The organism is Paenibacillus algicola, assembly GCF_005577435.1.
Classification (GTDB): domain Bacteria; phylum Bacillota; class Bacilli; order Paenibacillales; family Paenibacillaceae; genus Paenibacillus_AQ; species Paenibacillus_AQ algicola.
On sequence record NZ_CP040396.1, the window covers coordinates 1697203 to 1714804 of the forward strand.

Consider the following 17602-nt stretch of genomic DNA (forward strand, 5'->3'; position numbering starts at 1 on the left):
AATTTATGAAACCAGATGAAAAACAGGAGGTGCCAGGGGCTTGAGCAACAATGACATCATTGTTAGTTTGGACATCGGTACATCCAAAGTTCGTGCTATTATTGGGGAAATTAATAATGGAACCTTTAATATTATTGGAGTTGGATCTGCCGACTCGGAGGGAATTCGAAAAGGTGCAATTGTAGATATCGATCAGACCGTACACTCGATCCGCGAAGCTGTGGATCATGCGGAGCGTATGGTCGGCATTCAAATATCCGAAGTGTACGTCGGCATTTCCGGGAATCATATCGGGCTTCAATCGAGTCACGGCGTCGTGGCGGTATCGAACGAGGATCGCGAGATTGGAGAAGAGGATATCGACCGGGTGCTGAAGGCAGCCGAGGTGGTTGCTCTTCCTCCGGATCGTGAAATTATCGATGTGGTAGCAAAGCAGTTTGTAGTTGACGGCTTAGAAGGTATTTCAGATCCCCGCGGAATGATCGGCGTCCGGCTAGAGGTGGAAGCTATCATTATTACGGGTGCCAAGACGGCCATACATAATCTTTTGCGTTGTGTGGAGAAATCCGACCTGAAGGTCAAGGACCTCGTTCTGGTTCCCCTGGGATCAGGCCAGCTGGCGCTGTCGAAGGATGAGAAGACCATGGGCTCCGTGCTTGTTGATGTCGGCGCAGGCTCTACCAGTATTGCAGTGTTTGAAGGCGGCAGTATTGCAGCCACCTCCACGCTTCCCATTGGCGGCGATTTCGTAACGAATGACATTGCTTACGGTCTGCGTACCTTGACCGACCAAGCGGAGAAGGTCAAGCTGAAATACGGCTGTGCGTGGCTCGAGAGCGCCGCTTCAGACGTAACCTTTAAGGTAACCCGGATCGGCAGCAATGTGGACAAGGAGTTTACCCAGGAGGATTTGGCAGCCATTGTGGAGCCGCGGGTTCAGGAAATTTTCCAGATGATCCGTCAGGAAGTAAAGCGCCTGGGTTACAATGAGCTTCCCGGAGGTTATATACTTACGGGTGGTACTATGTCTATGCCTGGTGTGCTGCAGGTGGCACAGAACGAACTGGCTGCGTCCGTCCGTATATCCTCACCGGATTATATCGGCGTTCGCGATCCAGGATACTGCAGTGGTGTCGGCATCCTTCACAGCGCAATCCGCAGCATGCGGGTGCGCACTACAGGAGGCAGCACCTCCGCAGGAAACAGCAACAGCAAAAAACCGGTGAACCGCGCCAAGCAAAATCCTGCCGCAGCAGCTCAGGAAGAAAGCAGCCAGAAGCCGGGATTTATTGAACGAATAAAAAATATGTTCAGCGAATTTATTTAGCGGGTTCATTTGGCAGTGGACGTGCCATCCACGCACATTGAGGGGGAGATGGAATAGATGTTGGAATTTGATTTCGAAATGGAAAGCCTGGCCCAGATCAAGGTCATCGGGGTAGGCGGCGGCGGCAGCAATGCTGTGAACCGCATGATTGAGAACGGCGTACAGGGCGTCGAATTTATTACCGTAAATACAGACGCTCAAGCCCTTCACCTTGCAAAATCCGAACATAAACTGCAGATCGGGGACAAGCTTACACGCGGCTTGGGCGCCGGCGCGAATCCGGATGTCGGCAAGAAGGCGGCAGAAGAATCCCGCGATCTGATTATGAACACGCTCAAGGGCGCAGATATGGTGTTTGTTACAGCGGGCATGGGCGGCGGAACCGGTACCGGCGCAGCCCCGGTGATTGCTGAAATCGCCAAAGAGTGCGGAGCATTGACGGTGGGTGTAGTCACTCGCCCGTTTACCTTTGAAGGCCGCAAGCGTTCCTCCCATGCGGAGGTAGGCATCGAGTCTCTCAAGGAAAAGGTAGACACCCTGATTGTCATTCCGAACGACCGGCTATTGGAAATTGTCGATAAAAAGACGCCGATGCTGGAAGCATTCCGGGAAGCCGATAACGTGCTTCGCCAGGCGGTACAAGGCATTTCCGACCTGATCGCGGTTCCGGGATTGATCAACCTTGACTTTGCTGACGTCAAGACCATTATGACAGAGCGCGGCTCTGCATTGATGGGCATTGGAATGGCAACAGGCGAGAATCGGGCAGCAGAGGCAGCACGTAAAGCCATTATGAGCCCGCTCCTGGAAACCTCGATTGAAGGAGCCAGAGGCGTGATCATGAATATTACCGGGGGATCGAATCTATCCCTGTATGAGGTCAATGAAGCGGCCGAGATCGTAACCTCAGCCTCCGACCCGGAGGTCAATATGATCTTCGGTGCCATCATTGATGAGAATATGAAGGAAGAAATCAAGGTGACCGTTATTGCCACTGGCTTTGAAACGAAGCCTGCGACTCCGCCTCAAATGCGCCGTCCGGCTCCTCAAAGTGAGCAGCAGTCCCAGTCCTCAGACAAAGGGAATGTGAATCTCCGGCCTTTTGGCAATCAGGTAAGCAATGATCAGCTGGATATTCCAACCTTCCTTCGGAATCGATCCCGTAACAACGACTAATACAGGAACGCAGAGATCTATGCGCTGCGGAACCCTGCTGGATAGAATAAAGACCGGCCCTCGGGCCGGTTTTTTTTTCTGTCACACCCTTCATTCGACAAAAAAAGTCGGAACACAGCCCCCATGTTTAGACAGACTTTGAAGAGACATCTTCTTTATACTGTTCATATCTCCCATACCCCATCCTTGATGACCGAAAATTCCGGCTAAGCGGGTGAAGGCCCCAAATGGTGTATATTGACCTGATCTTTCTAGTGAACCTGATTATTGATGGATTGCTGCTAGCTTTGACTGCCTGGATGCGCAAAATCAAGCCCAAGCGCTGGCGACTGCTGCTGTCGGCATTCACGGGCGCCATGTATGTTCTGATGATGTTTCTGCCGCCGTTCAGCTTTTTGTTTACCTTTGTGATCAAGTTCGTGCTCTCTCTGGCCATGCTATGGATCGCTTTCGGCTTCGTCAGCCTGCAAAGCTACCTGCGCAATCTGGGCACGTTCTATATGGTCAACTTCGCTGCTGCGGGCGGAATCGTGGGCTTTCATTATTTGCTGCAGAGCTCGGGTGAATTGTTCAGCGGAATATGGTATACGGCCTCGGGAGGGCTTACCTTTGAGTTAAAAATCAGCTTTTGGTTTATTGCGATCGGTTTTTTTGCGGCGATTACCTTGTTTCGTGCGGTTCAGACAAGCAGGCGCCAGGTGGAGCAGCGGGAAACGCTGCTAGGAGAGGTTACCGTAGTCATGGGGGACGTTACGGTGTCCTGCACGGGGCTGCTGGATACAGGCAATCAGCTGAGTGATCCGCTTACCCGTATGCCCGTCATGGTCATGGAGGCTTCGCTGTGGGAAGAAAGCATACCGTCCTCCTGGAGAGCGAGACTGTCTGAACCGGACAAACTTATCCTGGAGCTGGGCGAGGCTGCAGGGGAGCTGCAGGACCGCCTCCGGCTGGTTCCTTATCGCGGAATTAACCGCGGAGCGGCCTTTATGCTGGCGATGAAGCCGGACCGCGCCCGGATTGTAATGAACGGCGAAGTGCATGAAAGCACGAGACTGCTGATCGGGCTTGATGGCGGAGCCTTATCCAGTGACGGCGCGTACCGGGCGATTATTCACCCGGAGCTGGCATCCAGCCCGGTGGAGGAAATCCGGAGCGAGAAGCCCAAGAGCGCGACTTCTAGCGCCATGTAAAAAGAAAACGAAGAAATGCCAGGTTTATGCTTACGAAGTTAGCATTTCTCCTTCGAAGAAATGCCAGGTTTATGCTTACGAAGTCAGCATTTCTTCTTCGAAGAAATGCTTTTAGGAGGACAAAAAAATGCCCGTCAAATGGAGATTAGCGCTGCAGCTGCAGTATTACCGTGTTCTGTTCTTGCTCGGCCTCAAAAGCCAGGAGGTCTACTACATTGGAGGCAGTGAGGCCCTGCCGCCCCCTTTGACCCGGGAGGAAGAGGAATACCTCCTCAAGAAGCTGCCCACCGGGGACGCCGCCATCCGGGCGATGCTGATCGAACGCAACCTCCGGCTGGTCGTGTACATCGCGCGTAAATTCGAGAACACCGGCATTAACATTGAGGATCTGGTGTCAATCGGAGCGATCGGCTTGATCAAGGCGGTGAATACGTTCGATCCGGAGAAGAAGATCAAGCTGGCGACCTATGCCTCACGCTGTATTGAGAACGAGATCCTGATGTATCTCAGACGCAATAACAAAACGCGAAGCGAGGTATCTTTTGACGAGCCGCTGAACATCGACTGGGACGGCAATGAGCTGCTTCTCTCTGATGTGCTCGGCACGGAGAATGATACCATTTACCGCAACATTGAGGAGCAGGTAGACCGCAAGCTGCTGCAGAAGGCGCTGGATAAGCTGAGCGACCGGGAACGGCTTATTATGGAGCTGCGCTTTGGCCTGCAGGATGGAGAAGAGAAGACGCAGAAGGACGTCGCGGATCTGCTCGGCATTTCCCAGTCATACATATCTCGATTGGAGAAAAGGATCATTAAGCGGCTGCGTAAGGAATTCAACAAGATGGTTTAGATGGAAAAGGAAAGGAATAAAATGAGCCCCTCAGGAGATAATGTACAGTAATGTTTCTCCTTGGGAGGTTTAGTCAGCATGACTCGAAACAAAGTTGAGATTTGCGGTGTGGATACGGCCAAACTGCCGGTTCTGACCAATGCAGAAATGAGGCATCTGTTCCACGAGCTTCAGCAGAATCATGACCGGTCAGCCAGAGAGAAATTAGTGAATGGCAACCTGCGGCTCGTGCTCAGTGTCATTCAGCGCTTTAACAATCGCGGTGAATTTGTCGATGATCTGTTCCAGGTAGGCTGTATCGGCCTGATGAAAGCCATTGATAATTTCGATCTTTCCCAAAATGTCAAGTTTTCAACGTATGCCGTCCCGATGATCATTGGCGAAATCCGGCGCTACCTGAGGGACAATAATCCGATCCGCGTCTCCCGTTCACTGCGCGACATTGCGTATAAGGCGCTGCAGATTCGGGATCAGCTGACCAATGTGAATTCACGGGAACCGACGATTTTTGAAATCTCGGAGGCGCTTAATGTTCCGAAGGAGGATGTGGTGTTCGCGCTGGACGCCATCCAGGACCCGGTTTCACTGTTCGAACCCATTTATCATGACGGCGGAGACCCCATCTACGTGATGGATCAGATCAGTGATGACAAGAATAAGGATATTACCTGGATTGAAGAGATTGCACTGCGCGAGGCGATGCACAAGCTGGGACAACGGGAGAAAATGATCCTGTCAATGCGCTTCTACGAAGGCAAAACCCAAATGGAGGTCGCCGACGAAATCGGCATTTCACAGGCCCAGGTGTCCCGTCTTGAAAAGTCCGCCATCAAGCAGATGCAAAAGCACGTTAAAACTTAATAGCCCATTTGACATGCAATAGGTCCTCTATAACAGCTGCGATCCCGGTAAACGGGATCGTTTTTTATGTCTGAAAGAAGCTTATTTCCTGCCCTGACGTCATATAGTGGTAGCAGTACGACAATACGAGAACCAGATGGTGGGGAAAAGGATATGAAGATTTCTGATTTTCAGACAAAGGACGTTATCAATATTGTGGATGGCAGGCGGCTTGGTCAGGTCAGCGATCTGGAGCTTGATTTAAGGCAGGGGCGCATTGACGCCATTGTCGTCCCCAGCTACGGTAAATTTATGGGGCTGTTTGGCGGGGGAAGCGACCTTATTATACCTTGGCGCAATATCGTCAAGATCGGGTCCGATGTCGTGCTGGTCAAGATGGAAGAAGTCCGCAAGACCGTGGAAGAGCCGAGTGCAGAGACCTATCTGGAGACACCGGAGACACAGCGCCGGGATCGAAAAATGTATTGAGAGCTGAGCTGCGATGTAGCGCAGCTCATTTTCTGGTACACTGATGTTGAGGTGAGTGGAGAAATGGATGCATTCAAACAGCAGGAGCCAAAGACGCCGCTGCACTTTACGCTTTCTTCCTGGGATCAAGAAGAAGGCGGCATAACTGCCGGCTTTACCGGCCGCAGGGGTGGTCTTGGAACGGCTCCGTACGATACATTGAATTTGGCGTTTCACGTCGGGGATGATCATGATACCGTCATCCATAACCGCCGTATGCTGGCAGAACACCTCGGCTTTACCCTGCAGGACTGGACCTGCGCCGAGCAGGTGCATGGACGCAGGATTGCCGTCATTGGGGAGATGGATCGCGGAGCGGGCAGCACCGGCCGCCATACAGCCATTCAGGATAGTGATGGCCTGCTGACAGACGTTCCGGGGGTGCTGCTGACTTCTTTTTATGCCGACTGTGTGCCCTTGTATTTCCTGGACCCGGTACGCGGTGTTGTGGGTCTGGCTCATGCCGGCTGGAAAGGGACCGTATCCGGTATCGCTGAAGCCATGGTTGAGCGGATGAATGAGCATTACGGCAGCCGCTCGGCTGACATCCGGTGCGCCATTGGGCCCTCGATCGGGATGTGCTGCTACGAGGTGGATCAGGTGGTCATGGACCGGATTGCCGGGCTGCAGCTTTCGCGAGAGCGACAGGAACGCCCGAGGGAACCTTTTTTTGAGGAAAAAGGCGGCGGTAAGACGATGCTAAACTTGAAAGAAATAAACAGACACATTATGATAAAAGCAGGAATATTGGCGGATCATATCGAATGTACTACATGGTGCACGAGCTGCCGCAATGACTTGTTTTTCTCATACCGGAAGGACGGCGGCGTTACAGGACGCATGGCTAGCTGGATGGGAATCAGAAAGAGGTGAGCTTTCCCTTGGGTTTGAAAGAGCGCGTAGACCTGGTAGAGCAGCGGATCAGCGAGGCCTGCCGGCGAAGCGGAAGATCGCGGAATGAGGTGAAGGTGATCGCCGTGACGAAATATGTCTCGACAGCGATGACCGAAGAGGTGCTTCAAGAAGGCATCGTTCACATTGGCGAGAACCGCTGGCAGACTGCTGAGGAGAAATGGCGTGCTTTGGGAGAGCGGGGGATTTGGCATTTTATCGGCCATCTTCAGAGCAATAAGGTGAAGGATGTCATCGGCAAGTTTTCATATATTCATTCGCTGGACAGGCTTTCCCTGGCCAAGGAGCTCGACCGGCGGGCCGAGCAGCTGGACCTGACCGTATCCGCTTTGGTTCAGGTCAATATTTCAGGCGAGTCCACCAAATACGGACTGAAGCCGGAACAGGCCGCTGACTTTCTTAAAGCATTGAGCGGCATGAAGCATATTCAGGTTCAGGGTTTAATGACCATGGCTCCTTATGAATCGTCTGCAGAGGATACAAGACCGGTATTCCGCGGATTGAGACAGCTAAGAGACGAGTTGAACAGACAGGCGCTGACGCCGGAGCCAATGACGGAGCTTTCGATGGGAATGTCTAATGATTTCGAGGTCGCCATTGAAGAAGGAGCGACTTGGGTGCGTCTGGGCTCTATTTTAGTGGGAAAGTAGGAGGAATGCTTCATGGGTGTGATGAACCGGTTTATGAATTTCCTCGGCTTGCAGGAGGAAGAAGAGGTTGTGGAGCGTGAAGTGCTGGACGAGCCGGAGGAGCAGCCTCCGGTGGACAACCGTAGAAACCTTAAAGGCGGCAATGTGGTGAGTATACATTCTCAGAAAAATGTGAAGGTTGTATTAATCGAGCCCCGCTCCTATGAGGAGGCGCAGGAAATTGCAGATCAGCTGAAATCCTACCGCTCGGTCGTGGTCAATCTCCAGCGCGTACGGAATGATCAGGCCTTGAGAATCATAGATTTTCTAAGCGGAACGGTTTATGCTCTGGGAGGCGGGATTTCCAAGCTTGGTGGTAATATTTTTCTCTGCACCCCGGACACCGTAGAAATTCAGGGCTCCATCTCGGAAATTCTTGGTGAGGAGCACGAATATAACAGAATGAGGTGAGTGTTGCTTGACAGGTCTTGTAAGCTTGGTAGATGTGTTATTTCAAATTTATTTCTATATGATTCTGGTCTATGTTCTTATGTCATGGCTGCCGAACGTGAGGGAGAGCTTTATTGGTGAGCTGCTGGGCAAGCTGGTAGAGCCATACCTGGCGCCTTTCCGCAGATTTATTCCGCCGATTGGCGGAATGCTGGATATTTCTCCGATTGTGGCCCTGTTCGTCTTGCGGCTGGCCCAGAACGGTGTATACGCCATTATTGGCTATCTAAGCTAAACGTTATGAAGGTTAAGAAGGGACACGGGATAAGATGATGCAGCCAGATATATACAACCATTTTCACCGGGATGAGCGTGATTTCGTGGACAAGGCCTGGGAATGGGTAGAGCATGCCGGCCAATATCACGAGGTGAAGCTGACGGATTTTCTGGATCCGCGCCAGCGCTATATTTTGGAGAGCCTGGCCCATCGCCATCCTGATGTCCATGTTTTTTTTGAGGGGGGGCATCCGGATGCGGAGAGAACGCGCGGCTGGGTGGCCCCGGATTACCGGGATCCTGCCGGAGAGGATTGGGGGCTGCAGGTGCTGTCTGTGACCTCAGGGGACCAGAAGTTTCTGGCGCTGGAGCATGGTGATTACATGGGCTCTATTCTGGGGCTTGGCATCAAGCGGTCCAAGATCGGAGATATTCATGTCTTGGAAGATGGCTGTCATGCTGTCGTAAGCGCTGATATTTCATCTTATCTGCACCTGAATTTAAGCCAGGTTCACCGGGTTCATGTGATGACAGAGATTCTGTCTGTGGAGAAGCTCCGCGTGAAGGAGACGAAGCTGCAGGAAATGGACCTGACAGTGGCGTCACTTCGGCTAGACGGCATTAGCAGTGACGTTCACCGCATGAGCCGCGCCAAGATTCTCGACCCCATCAAGGCAGGACGATGCCGGGTCAACTGGAAGGTGGAGGAAGACCCTTCTGCGATCCTTAGTGACGGCGACATGGTTTCGATCCAGGGATTGGGAAGGTTTAAGGTGCTTGAAACCGGTGGGCTGACGAAAAAAGGGCGATACCGCGTCAAGGTCGGCAAATATACTTGAGCCGTTTGAAGGAATTGCCGTTTTTTTGTCGAAAACCAAGAGCAAGCTCACATTTATAGGAGGTGGACATCATGTCATTAACGCCGCTGGATATACATAATAAGGAGTTTTCCCGCCGGCTCCGCGGTTATGACGAGGATGAGGTCAATGAGTTTCTGGACCAGGTCATTAAGGATTACGAGAGTGTGATCCGCGAGAACAAGGAAATGAAGAACCAGCTGATGGCTATGCAGGAGCGGCTGGATCATTTTATGAATATCGAAGAGACGCTGTCCAAGACGATCATTGTTGCTCAGGAAGCGGCCGATGAGGTCAAGATTAATGCTAAGAAGGAAGCGGAGCTCATCGTGAAGGAATCGGAGAAGAATGCCGACCGGATTATCAATGACGCCCTCGGGAAGTCACGGAAGATCGCGCTGGAGGTAGAGGAGCTCAAGAAGCAGGCGTCCATCTACCGTACACGCTTCCGCTCGTTGGTGGAGGCTCAGCTGGAGCTTCTGAAGCATGACGGGTGGGAATCGCTGGAGAAGCGTGAGCCAAGCCTGGAAACCCGGGAAGCTTACTAGGAATACGCCAGAGTTGACATTTGGATGTAAAGGGACTATAACTATTATCATAACTAGGAATGTATAGTGTGAATTCGTTGATGGGATAAGTACTTTGGGACATCTGATCTCCAGAGAGTTGGCCGCGCGCTGAAAGCCAATGTTCAGACCTTAAAGGAAGATCCTCCCGGAGAAGCTGTGCCGAAGCAGTGTAAGAGCTTGTGGGTAGGCAGCAGCCGTATGACCGAACGTTACATCGGTACCATGCCCTTGAGCATGGACTTAAGGTGCCGTTGTGCAGTCAATGCAGCTACGGAATTAGGGTGGTCACGCGAGCGAAAGGTTCTCGTCCCTTACAGGGGCGGGGGCCTCTTTTTGTGGATTTCTGCTGGAATAAACATGGAAATTTAACCTGCACAAGGAAAGGAAGAACGACACGTATGAACAAAGTGGATGTGAAGGAAAGAGCGAGGAGCCGGGAGCTCCGGATTCTGGAGAAATGGAATAAGGAAGACATCTTCAAGAAATCCATCACGAACCGTGAAGGCAAGCCGCATTACGTCTTCTATGAAGGTCCTCCGACGGCCAACGGAGCCCCCCATATCGGGCATGTGCTGGGCCGGGTCATCAAGGATTTTGTCGGCCGCTATCAAACGATGAAGGGCTACAAGGTGATCCGCAAAGCGGGCTGGGATACGCATGGCCTGCCGGTGGAGCTAGGGGTTCAGAAGCAGCTGGGAATTTCCGGCAAGCATGAAATCGAGAATTACGGCGTCGAGGATTTCATCAAGAAATGTAAGGCAAGCGTGTTTGAATATGAGCACAAATGGCGGGAGCTGACCGAAGCGATCGGATACTGGACGGATCTCGACGATCCTTACATCACCCTGCAGAATGAATACATTGAGAGTGTATGGAACATCCTGGCTACCATTCATGACAAGGGCCTCTTGTACCGGGGACACCGGGTCAGCCCGTATTGTCCGGACTGCCAGACGACTCTAAGCTCTCACGAAGTCGCACAAGGATACGAGGATGTGAAGGACCTCAGCGCGACTGCGAAGTTCAAGCTTCAGGACAGCGGCGAATATGTGCTGGCCTGGACGACGACGCCTTGGACACTGCCTTCCCACGTTGCCCTGGCCGTGAACCCGGATATGGATTATGCCCGTGTCGAGCAGGAAGACGGTATTTACATCGTTGCGAAGAATTTGGTGGAAGCAGTGATGAAGGGCGATTACACGGTGCTCTCGACCGTGAAAGGGTCTGAGCTGGTGGGCAAGAGCTATACCCCTCCATTTACGTACGTCAAGCCGGAAAAAGGCAATATCATCGTAGGCGCCTCCTTCGTGACGGATGCAAGCGGAACCGGTATTGTGCATATGGCACCGGCGCACGGGGAGGATGATTACCGTACTTGTCGGGAGCATGGTATCAGCTTTGTTAACGTGGTCAATGCGCAGGGCCGTTACACCGAAGAGGTGACGGATTTCGCGGGCCGTTTCGTGAAGGACTGCGATCTTGACATTGTAAAAGCTCTGTCCGAGCAGGGCCTGCTCTACAGCAAGGAAAAGTACGAGCACAGCTATCCGTTCTGCTGGCGCTGTAAATCTCCGCTATTGTACTATGCGATGGAAAGCTGGTTTATCGAGACCACCGCAGTCAAGGATCAGCTGATTGAGAACAACAATTCAGTAACCTGGTACCCTGGTCATGTGCGTGACGGACGCTTTGGTAAATTTCTGGAGGATCTGGTGGACTGGAACATCAGCCGGAACCGTTACTGGGGAACTCCGCTGAATGTATGGGTTTGCCCGTCCGGCAAGCATCAGTTCGTTCCTCATAGTCTCTCCGAGCTTCGAGAGCAAGCCGTTGGAGACGTGCCGGAGGATCTGGAGCTGCACAAGCCTTACGTGGATGCGGTCAAGGTAAAGTGTCCTCACTGTGAAGAAGTGATGGAGCGTACGTCAGAGGTTATTGATGTCTGGTTTGATTCCGGCTCCATGCCGTTTGCCCAATATCATTATCCGTTCAAGGAAGACAGCCTGTTCCAGAATCAGTACCCGGCAGACATGATCTGCGAAGGGATTGATCAGACTCGTGGCTGGTTCTACAGCCTGCTGGCGGTATCCACGCTGTTCACGGGCAAAGCCCCGTACAAGGCGGTGATGGCGACCGGGCATATCCTGGATGAGAACGGACAGAAAATGTCCAAATCCAAAGGAAATGTCATTGACCCATGGGAGATCATTGACGAATACGGTACGGACGCTTTCCGCTGGGCACTGCTAGCCGACAGTGCACCTTGGAACAGCAAGCGGTTCTCCAGAGGCATCGTCGGTGAAGCCAAGTCCAAGGTCATTGATACACTGGTGAATACACATGCATTCCTGACCTTGTATGCAGGCATCGATGGATATAACCCGGCAGAGCATGAGTTCAAGGGCTCGGACCACAAGCTGGACCGATGGATTCTGTCCCGGTTGAACAGCCTGATCCAAACCGTGGATAAAGGCTTGGCGGTCAATGACTTCCTGAATGCTGCCAAAGCGATTGAGGCTTATGTGGATGAGCTGAGTAACTGGTATATCCGTCGTTCGCGCGATCGTTTCTGGGGCAGCGGCCTGGGTGAGGATAAGCTGGCTGCTTACGGCACCCTGACTTATGTTCTTGTAACCTTGTCCAAAGTCATGGCGCCGTTTACGCCAATGCTTGCCGAGGATATCTTCGTGAACCTGGGCGGCGGCGAAAGTGTCCATCTGGCCGACTTCCCTGCAGCCGATGAGTCTATGATTGACAAGACGCTGGAGCAGGATATGGAATCGGCTCGCCAAATCGTAGAATTAGCCCGGAATGTGCGTAACGAGACGGCAATCAAGACGCGTCAGCCTCTCTCGGAGCTGATCATTTCCATGGACCGCGAGTTCCATCTGGCGGATTACGAGGCCATCATTAAGGACGAGATCAATGTGAAGAGCATTGTGGTTGAAAACAGCGACAGCGGCTTTGTTGATTTCACGCTGAAGCTGAACCTCAAGGCTGCCGGCAAGAAGTATGGCAAGAATGTCGGCTTTCTGCAGGGCTTCCTGAAAGGAATGAATCCGGACGAAACGCGGACCGTTGTGCAGAACGGCGGAGTGAACGTGACGTCACCGGATGGGCAGGAGCTGAATCTGACTGCAGAGGAGCTGCTGGTGGAGAAGCAGGCGAAGGAAGGCTTTGCATCTGCTTCCGGCTATGGCCTGACGGTAGCGCTCAACACCGATATTACGCCAGAGCTGGAGCAGGAGGGCTGGGTGCGTGAGGTTGTGCGTGCAATTCAGGATACACGCAAGAAGCTTGATCTGCCCATTGAGAAGCGTGTGAAGCTGACGCTGGAATGCGATCCGGTGCTGCAGGCTGCCATTACGGCATTCCAGGACGTATTGCAGGAAAATGTCCTTGTTACGGGCGTGTCCTTTGGTACTGAAGCCGAGATGGAGCGGGTAGAGCTCGGCGGTAAAAGCGTAGGCATTCACATGGCCTAACTGCTGGTGAAGGTGATCACCCTAATGAAGGAGCTGTTCTTGACAGCCGGAGACGAGATATCTCCGGCTGCAGAACAGCTCTTTTTTTGGTGGAAGAAGCCTTGAAGAATGCCAATGCGGCTCCTGTCACATAATAGGTAGGATATGAAAGCAACAAGGGGGAACAGGTCGTGGCGGAAAGGACAGAAACCGGTGCAGCTCCGGCGCATGAGGCGTCCCTGAACACGGAAGAAGAAAAGGTCAGCCGGATGTACCAGCTGACCGTAAGCATGGCGCAGCAGCTGGAGAAATCCCGGATTCAGGAATATACGCAGCTGCTGCACCGCCCCTGGAAGCTGGTAGGCTTAAACCTGCTTGCCGGTACAGCCCGGGGAATCGGGATTGCGATTGGATTTACTTTTTTTGCGGCGACGATTATTTATCTGCTTCAGGCACTGGGTGCCTTAAATCTTCCAATTGTCGGGGATTATATAGCAGATATTGTACAGATTGTTCAGCGCCAGCTGGAGCTGCGATAGAGCAGGCAGGACAGGCTTGTCATTCATAGTCAGCGTCTTCCCGGCTGCCGGGATCCAGCAGGTAGCTTCCTTCACCTTGTTCTATATAGCTGTCGTAATGAGGTCCGCGTACCACAAAGGTTTCGGTGCCGTCTATATTGGTCGCAACAAAGTTCTCGTAGAGCTCGACAAATCCGCCAAGATCATCATTTTCTTCATAATCCATATCGTTATAGCTGTGCACCTCGCGATCTTCTGCCATCGCCGGTGTATTGGAGCTGCCCATACTCTCGAGAGTTTGCAGTGTATCCTCACCGTCAAATCCGGAGTATTCGTGCTCATCGAGACTGGATCTTCCAAAAGGCGGATAAAGCACCTGCTCTTCGACTGGACGGCGCTGTGATGGCATATCGCGGGGAGAATCTTCTTTGCAATACTGGGTGTCTGGAACGGCCTGCAGACGCTGAAACGGAATCGGCTGCCTGCAAATGACACAGATCCCGTATGTGCCGTCCTCCATGTGCTCAAGGGAAGTCATGACGCGCTCGAGCTCCAGCTCGGCACGATCTTGAAGGCCAAGGTCCTTTTCACGCTCATAGAGCTCTGTAGCCAAATCCCCGGGATGGTTATCGATATGGGACAGCTCTCCGGTAGTATCCCTTTCCGAAATGCTAAGACCATGATTATGGCTGGCGTTCAATCGCTCCAGCTCTTGCTTGCGTTCTAGAAGCTGGCTGCGAAGCTCCTGAAGCTGGGCATTGCTGAGATGCGGCATAGCTACACTCTCCCTTCAAGCCCTAAGGCGGTGTATTTGCTTATAGGTTGCACGGAGAGCGAGGTTTTTACAGGCGGAAAATGTACGTTTACTTGGGCAGGAATGGACGGTTTCAAATACGCTGTGCTACAATAAGACGAGTTCTGCCCGGTGAAGGCAGAGTTTTAGAGTGACGAGAGAAGATCGGAGTGACAAGCTGCTGTGATGTATTATTTGATTGCCTTAATTGTGTTCCTTATCGATCAGGGAACGAAATATTTGATCGCTAGCCGTCTGGCGCTGGGAGAGCAAATTCCCGTCATTGGCGACTTTTTCTTAATTACGTCCAGCCGAAATCGCGGCGCTGCGTTTGGTATTTTGCAGAATCAGCTGTGGTTCTTTATCGTGGTTACCTCGCTGGTTGTGATCGGAATTATCTGGTATATGCAAAAAGTGAAATCCGAAGGGCGCAGGCTGCTGCCCGTAGCTCTTTCTTTGGTGCTGGGCGGTGCGCTTGGCAATTTTATCGACCGGCTTGTTATGGGTGAGGTTGTTGATTTCCTTCAATTCAATTTCGGATCATACACCTTCCCAATCTTTAACATTGCGGACTCCTGTATTGTAATCGGTGTAGGGCTGATTCTCCTCGATACATTTATGGAGGGCAAGCGGGAGCAGGAAGCCCAGCAATCGTCTTCTTCGAGCACAAATCAAGAAGGACAATCCTAATGATGGAGCATAACCAATATATTACAGATGAGAGCAGACAGCCCGCTGATGAGCTGGAGGAGCGCGTGCAGGAGTGGCAGATGTCGGAGAAGCAGGCCAAGCTGCGATTAGATAAATTTCTTGCCGAGGAGCTGACAGGCACGGCATCTCGTTCACAAATTCAGCTGTGGATTACGGATGCCCATATACTCGTCAACGGCAAGCCGGTGAAATCCAACTATAAGCTGGCAGCAGACGATCATGTGGTGCTTACGGTGCCTGAGGTGCAGCCGGTTGAAATTGTGCCGGAGAATATCAAGCTGGAGGTCAGCTATGAGGATTCAGATGTCATCGTGGTGAACAAGCCGCGCGGCATGGTTGTGCACCCGGCAGCGGGACATCCGTCGGGCACATTGGTCAATGCCCTGATGTATCACTGTCAGGATTTATCAGGCATCAATGGAGAGCTGAGACCCGGAATTGTTCACCGTATTGACAAGGACACCTCCGGCCTCATTATGGCGGCGAAGAATGATCAGGCACATGCTTCACTGGCTGCACAGCTGAAGGAGCACAGTGTGACCCGGCGCTATCTTGCTGTAGTCCACGGCAATATCAGCCATGATCAGGGCACGATTGATGCTCCGATTGGCAGAGATTCGCAAGACCGGAAGCTGTATGTAGTTACAGATAAGAACAGCAAGCATGCTGTAACCCACTTCTCTGTGGTGGAGCGGCTTGGTGACTACAATCTGGTGGAGCTCAAGCTCGAAACGGGCCGGACACATCAGATTCGTGTGCATATGAAATATATCGGACATCCATTGGTCGGTGATCCCGTATACGGGCGAAGCAAGGGCATTAAGATGAACGGACAGGCTCTGCATGCTGCGGTGCTTGGCTTCCTGCATCCCCGATCAGGGCAATATATGGAGTTTACGGCTCCGCTGCCCCGTGATATGGAAGAACTGTTAACGGCACTCCGGAGCCGCTAGCAGTTTTTTTCTGCGTAATGCCTTTATTTTCTTGTCCGCAAAAGTACAAATCATTTGATGATTTATACATGGCTCATTCTGCGGTTTTGCTTCAATATGAAGGAATGGAACAAATGATAATCTAGGAGATGAATGCAAATTATGAATATTGAACAATATCAGGAAACATATATCCAGAATAACTTCGCTGACCGCATTGGCGGAGCAAATTACGGAAAAGACACATCCATCTATAAATTCGAGAAGATCAAGCGTGCCAAGGCAGCCGCCAAAAAAGCTTTCCCGGACGTAGAACTGATCGATATGGGCGTTGGTGAGCCGGATGAGATGGCAGACCGCGGCATTATCAGCAAGCTGGCTGAAGAAGCGGCGAAGCCAGAGAACCGGGGGTATGCCGACAACGGGATTCCTGAATTCAAAGAAGCTGCCGTTCGTTACCTGAGCCGAGTGTTTAATGTGGAAGGATTGGATGCGGAGACCGAGGTGCTGCACTCCATCGGCTCCAAGCCCGCTCTGGCGATGCTTCCTTCAGCTTTTATTAATCCGGGCGATGTCACAATTATGACGGTGCCGGGCTATCCGGTACTCGGAACACATACGAAGTACTTGGGCGGAGAGGTTTACACGGTAGAGCTGAAGAAGGAGAACGGCTTCCTTCCGGACCTGACTGCAATTCCTGAAGAGATTGCGAAGCGCGCGAAGCTGCTGTACCTGAACTATCCCAATAACCCAACCGGTGCCAGCGCTACCGTTGAGTTCTTCACAGAGGTAGTGGCGTGGGCCCGTAAGTTCAATGTCGTTGTCGTTCATGACGCACCTTACGCAGCACTGACCTATGACGGCTTGAAGCCACTGAGCTTTCTGTCTGTTCCGGGAGCGAAGGATGTAGGGATCGAGCTTCACTCCCTGTCCAAATCCTACAACATGACCGGCTGGCGGATCGGATTCGTCGCTGGGAACCCGCTTATTGTGAAGGCTTTTGGTGATGTGAAGGATAACAACGATTCAGGGCAATTTATCGCCATTCAAAAGGCGGCAGCGTGGGGGCTGGACCATCCGGAGATTACCGAGAAAATCGCCGAGAAATATTCCCGCCGCCACAATATGCTGGTAGATGCTTTGAATGGGCTTGGGTTCAAGGCGGAGAAGCCGAAGGGCTCCTTCTTCCTGTATGTTGAAGCACCGAAAGGCATCAAGGGCGGCGCCCGCTTTGCCTCCGGTGAGGATTTCTCCCAGTACCTGATTCGCGAGAAGCTGATCTCCACGGTGCCTTGGGATGATGCTGGAAGCTTCGTGCGTTTCTCCGTGACCTTCATTGCGAACGGCATTGAAGATGAGAAGCGGGTCATTGAGGAAATCCAGAAGCGTCTGAGTGATGTGGAGTTTGAATTTTAACATTGACATTCCTTGTGAGACCTGTCATACTTCAAGTAATCGAATAGCACCTTTAAATCAGTCCCGTGAGGCTGGCAAGGTAACGTGAACCGAGGTTCATTACAGGGTAAGCTCTATTTGTCTGCGGACAACAAGAGACTTATCGGAATCTCTACGTGTATATC

At 52.1% G+C, this 17602-nt stretch carries 18 protein-coding genes and 1 other annotated feature; of the genes, 17 read left to right on the forward strand and 1 reads right to left on the reverse strand.

Features of this window, described 5'->3' with window-relative positions:
* Nucleotides 1–40 precede the first annotated feature (40 nt).
* The 14 genes from ftsA (at nt 41) to E6C60_RS07605 (ending at nt 13607) form a co-directional block, all read left to right on the forward strand.
* Nucleotides 41–1327: a cell division protein FtsA gene (gene ftsA, locus E6C60_RS07540; protein WP_138225297.1), complete on the forward strand. Its 1287-nt coding sequence runs from the start codon at nt 41–43 to the stop codon at nt 1325–1327.
* Nucleotides 1328–1384: 57 nt separating this feature from the next.
* Nucleotides 1385–2503 carry a cell division protein FtsZ gene (gene ftsZ, locus E6C60_RS07545; protein WP_138225298.1) on the forward strand — a complete coding sequence of 373 codons (1119 nt, stop codon included), beginning with the start codon at nt 1385–1387 and terminating at the stop codon, nt 2501–2503.
* A 227-nt stretch (nt 2504–2730) separates the two neighbouring features.
* On the forward strand, nt 2731–3693 hold the full coding sequence (gene spoIIGA, locus E6C60_RS07550) for a sigma-E processing peptidase SpoIIGA (RefSeq protein ID WP_138225299.1): 963 nt from the start codon (nt 2731–2733) through the stop codon (nt 3691–3693).
* A gap of 127 nt (nt 3694–3820) precedes the next feature.
* Complete coding sequence (sigE, locus tag E6C60_RS07555) at nt 3821–4543, forward strand: RNA polymerase sporulation sigma factor SigE (protein WP_138225300.1); 723 nt, start codon at nt 3821–3823, stop codon at nt 4541–4543.
* Nucleotides 4544–4621: 78 nt separating this feature from the next.
* Nucleotides 4622–5404 carry an RNA polymerase sporulation sigma factor SigG gene (gene sigG, locus E6C60_RS07560; protein ID WP_138225301.1) on the forward strand — a complete coding sequence of 261 codons (783 nt, stop codon included), beginning with the start codon at nt 4622–4624 and terminating at the stop codon, nt 5402–5404.
* A 153-nt stretch (nt 5405–5557) separates the two neighbouring features.
* Nucleotides 5558–5872, forward strand: a complete 315-nt coding sequence (locus tag E6C60_RS07565; protein ID WP_138225302.1) for a YlmC/YmxH family sporulation protein — start codon at nt 5558–5560, stop codon at nt 5870–5872.
* A 63-nt stretch (nt 5873–5935) separates the two neighbouring features.
* Nucleotides 5936–6784 (forward strand): peptidoglycan editing factor PgeF, encoded by an 849-nt coding sequence (gene pgeF / locus E6C60_RS07570; RefSeq protein WP_138225303.1) that lies wholly within the window; start codon nt 5936–5938, stop codon nt 6782–6784.
* A gap of 8 nt (nt 6785–6792) precedes the next feature.
* Nucleotides 6793–7473: a YggS family pyridoxal phosphate-dependent enzyme gene (locus E6C60_RS07575; protein WP_138225304.1), complete on the forward strand. Its 681-nt coding sequence runs from the start codon at nt 6793–6795 to the stop codon at nt 7471–7473.
* A 12-nt stretch (nt 7474–7485) separates the two neighbouring features.
* Entirely contained in the window at nt 7486–7923 is a 438-nt protein-coding gene (locus E6C60_RS07580) for a cell division protein SepF (protein ID WP_138225305.1), read from the forward strand.
* Between the two features lie 25 nt (nt 7924–7948).
* A complete protein-coding gene (locus tag E6C60_RS07585; RefSeq protein ID WP_397332228.1) occupies nt 7949–8197 on the forward strand; it encodes a YggT family protein in 249 nt (82 codons plus the stop codon).
* Between the two features lie 37 nt (nt 8198–8234).
* Complete coding sequence (locus E6C60_RS07590; RefSeq protein ID WP_175415405.1) at nt 8235–9017, forward strand: YlmH family RNA-binding protein; 783 nt, start codon at nt 8235–8237, stop codon at nt 9015–9017.
* 71 nt (nt 9018–9088) lie between these two features.
* Nucleotides 9089–9583, forward strand: a complete 495-nt coding sequence (locus E6C60_RS07595; RefSeq protein WP_138225308.1) for a DivIVA domain-containing protein — start codon at nt 9089–9091, stop codon at nt 9581–9583.
* Between the two features lie 68 nt (nt 9584–9651).
* Nucleotides 9652–9919 (forward strand) — a binding site (T-box leader).
* A gap of 83 nt (nt 9920–10002) precedes the next feature.
* Complete coding sequence (gene ileS / locus E6C60_RS07600; RefSeq protein WP_138225309.1) at nt 10003–13089, forward strand: isoleucine--tRNA ligase; 3087 nt, start codon at nt 10003–10005, stop codon at nt 13087–13089.
* Between the two features lie 218 nt (nt 13090–13307).
* Nucleotides 13308–13607 carry a DUF5665 domain-containing protein gene (locus E6C60_RS07605; RefSeq protein WP_243895882.1) on the forward strand — a complete coding sequence of 100 codons (300 nt, stop codon included), beginning with the start codon at nt 13308–13310 and terminating at the stop codon, nt 13605–13607.
* Between the two features lie 19 nt (nt 13608–13626).
* Here the strand turns inward: E6C60_RS07605 and E6C60_RS07610 are convergent, their stop codons facing one another.
* Nucleotides 13627–14361, reverse strand: a complete 735-nt coding sequence (locus E6C60_RS07610; RefSeq protein WP_138225311.1) for a TraR/DksA C4-type zinc finger protein — start codon at nt 14359–14361, stop codon at nt 13627–13629.
* Nucleotides 14362–14562: 201 nt separating this feature from the next.
* Between E6C60_RS07610 and lspA the strand changes: the two genes are divergently transcribed.
* From lspA to E6C60_RS07625, 3 genes are all read left to right on the forward strand, one after another.
* The gene (gene lspA / locus E6C60_RS07615; RefSeq protein WP_138225312.1) at nt 14563–15069 is read left to right on the forward strand and encodes a signal peptidase II; all 507 of its coding nucleotides are present in this window, start codon (nt 14563–14565) and stop codon (nt 15067–15069) included.
* Nucleotides 15069–16043 carry an RluA family pseudouridine synthase gene (locus tag E6C60_RS07620; RefSeq protein WP_138225313.1) on the forward strand — a complete coding sequence of 325 codons (975 nt, stop codon included), beginning with the start codon at nt 15069–15071 and terminating at the stop codon, nt 16041–16043. The genes lspA and E6C60_RS07620 overlap by 1 nt, the downstream gene beginning before the upstream one ends.
* Before the next feature lie 141 nt (nt 16044–16184).
* On the forward strand, nt 16185–17438 hold the full coding sequence (locus E6C60_RS07625) for an LL-diaminopimelate aminotransferase (protein ID WP_138225314.1): 1254 nt from the start codon (nt 16185–16187) through the stop codon (nt 17436–17438).
* The last annotated feature ends 164 nt before the right edge of the window (nt 17439–17602 follow it).

Excerpts from the sequence above, each read along its gene's own strand:
- E6C60_RS07595 (WP_138225308.1), top strand. The coding sequence starts at position 9,089 with ATGTCATTAACGCCGCTGGATATACATAATAAGGAGTTTTCCCGCCGG.
- ftsZ (WP_138225298.1), top strand. The coding sequence starts at position 1,385 with ATGTTGGAATTTGATTTCGAAATGGAAAGCCTGGCCCAGATCAAGGTC.
- E6C60_RS07625 (WP_138225314.1), top strand. The coding sequence starts at position 16,185 with ATGAATATTGAACAATATCAGGAAACATATATCCAGAATAACTTCGCT.
- E6C60_RS07580 (WP_138225305.1), top strand. The coding sequence starts at position 7,486 with ATGGGTGTGATGAACCGGTTTATGAATTTCCTCGGCTTGCAGGAGGAA.
- E6C60_RS07610 (WP_138225311.1), bottom strand. The coding sequence starts at position 14,361 with ATGCCGCATCTCAGCAATGCCCAGCTTCAGGAGCTTCGCAGCCAGCTT.
- sigE (WP_138225300.1), top strand. The coding sequence starts at position 3,821 with ATGCCCGTCAAATGGAGATTAGCGCTGCAGCTGCAGTATTACCGTGTT.
- sigG (WP_138225301.1), top strand. The coding sequence starts at position 4,622 with ATGACTCGAAACAAAGTTGAGATTTGCGGTGTGGATACGGCCAAACTG.
- E6C60_RS07590 (WP_175415405.1), top strand. The coding sequence starts at position 8,235 with ATGCAGCCAGATATATACAACCATTTTCACCGGGATGAGCGTGATTTC.
- E6C60_RS07620 (WP_138225313.1), top strand. The coding sequence starts at position 15,069 with ATGATGGAGCATAACCAATATATTACAGATGAGAGCAGACAGCCCGCT.
- ileS (WP_138225309.1), top strand. The coding sequence starts at position 10,003 with ATGAACAAAGTGGATGTGAAGGAAAGAGCGAGGAGCCGGGAGCTCCGG.
- spoIIGA (WP_138225299.1), top strand. The coding sequence starts at position 2,731 with ATGGTGTATATTGACCTGATCTTTCTAGTGAACCTGATTATTGATGGA.
- pgeF (WP_138225303.1), top strand. The coding sequence starts at position 5,936 with ATGGATGCATTCAAACAGCAGGAGCCAAAGACGCCGCTGCACTTTACG.
- E6C60_RS07565 (WP_138225302.1), top strand. The coding sequence starts at position 5,558 with ATGAAGATTTCTGATTTTCAGACAAAGGACGTTATCAATATTGTGGAT.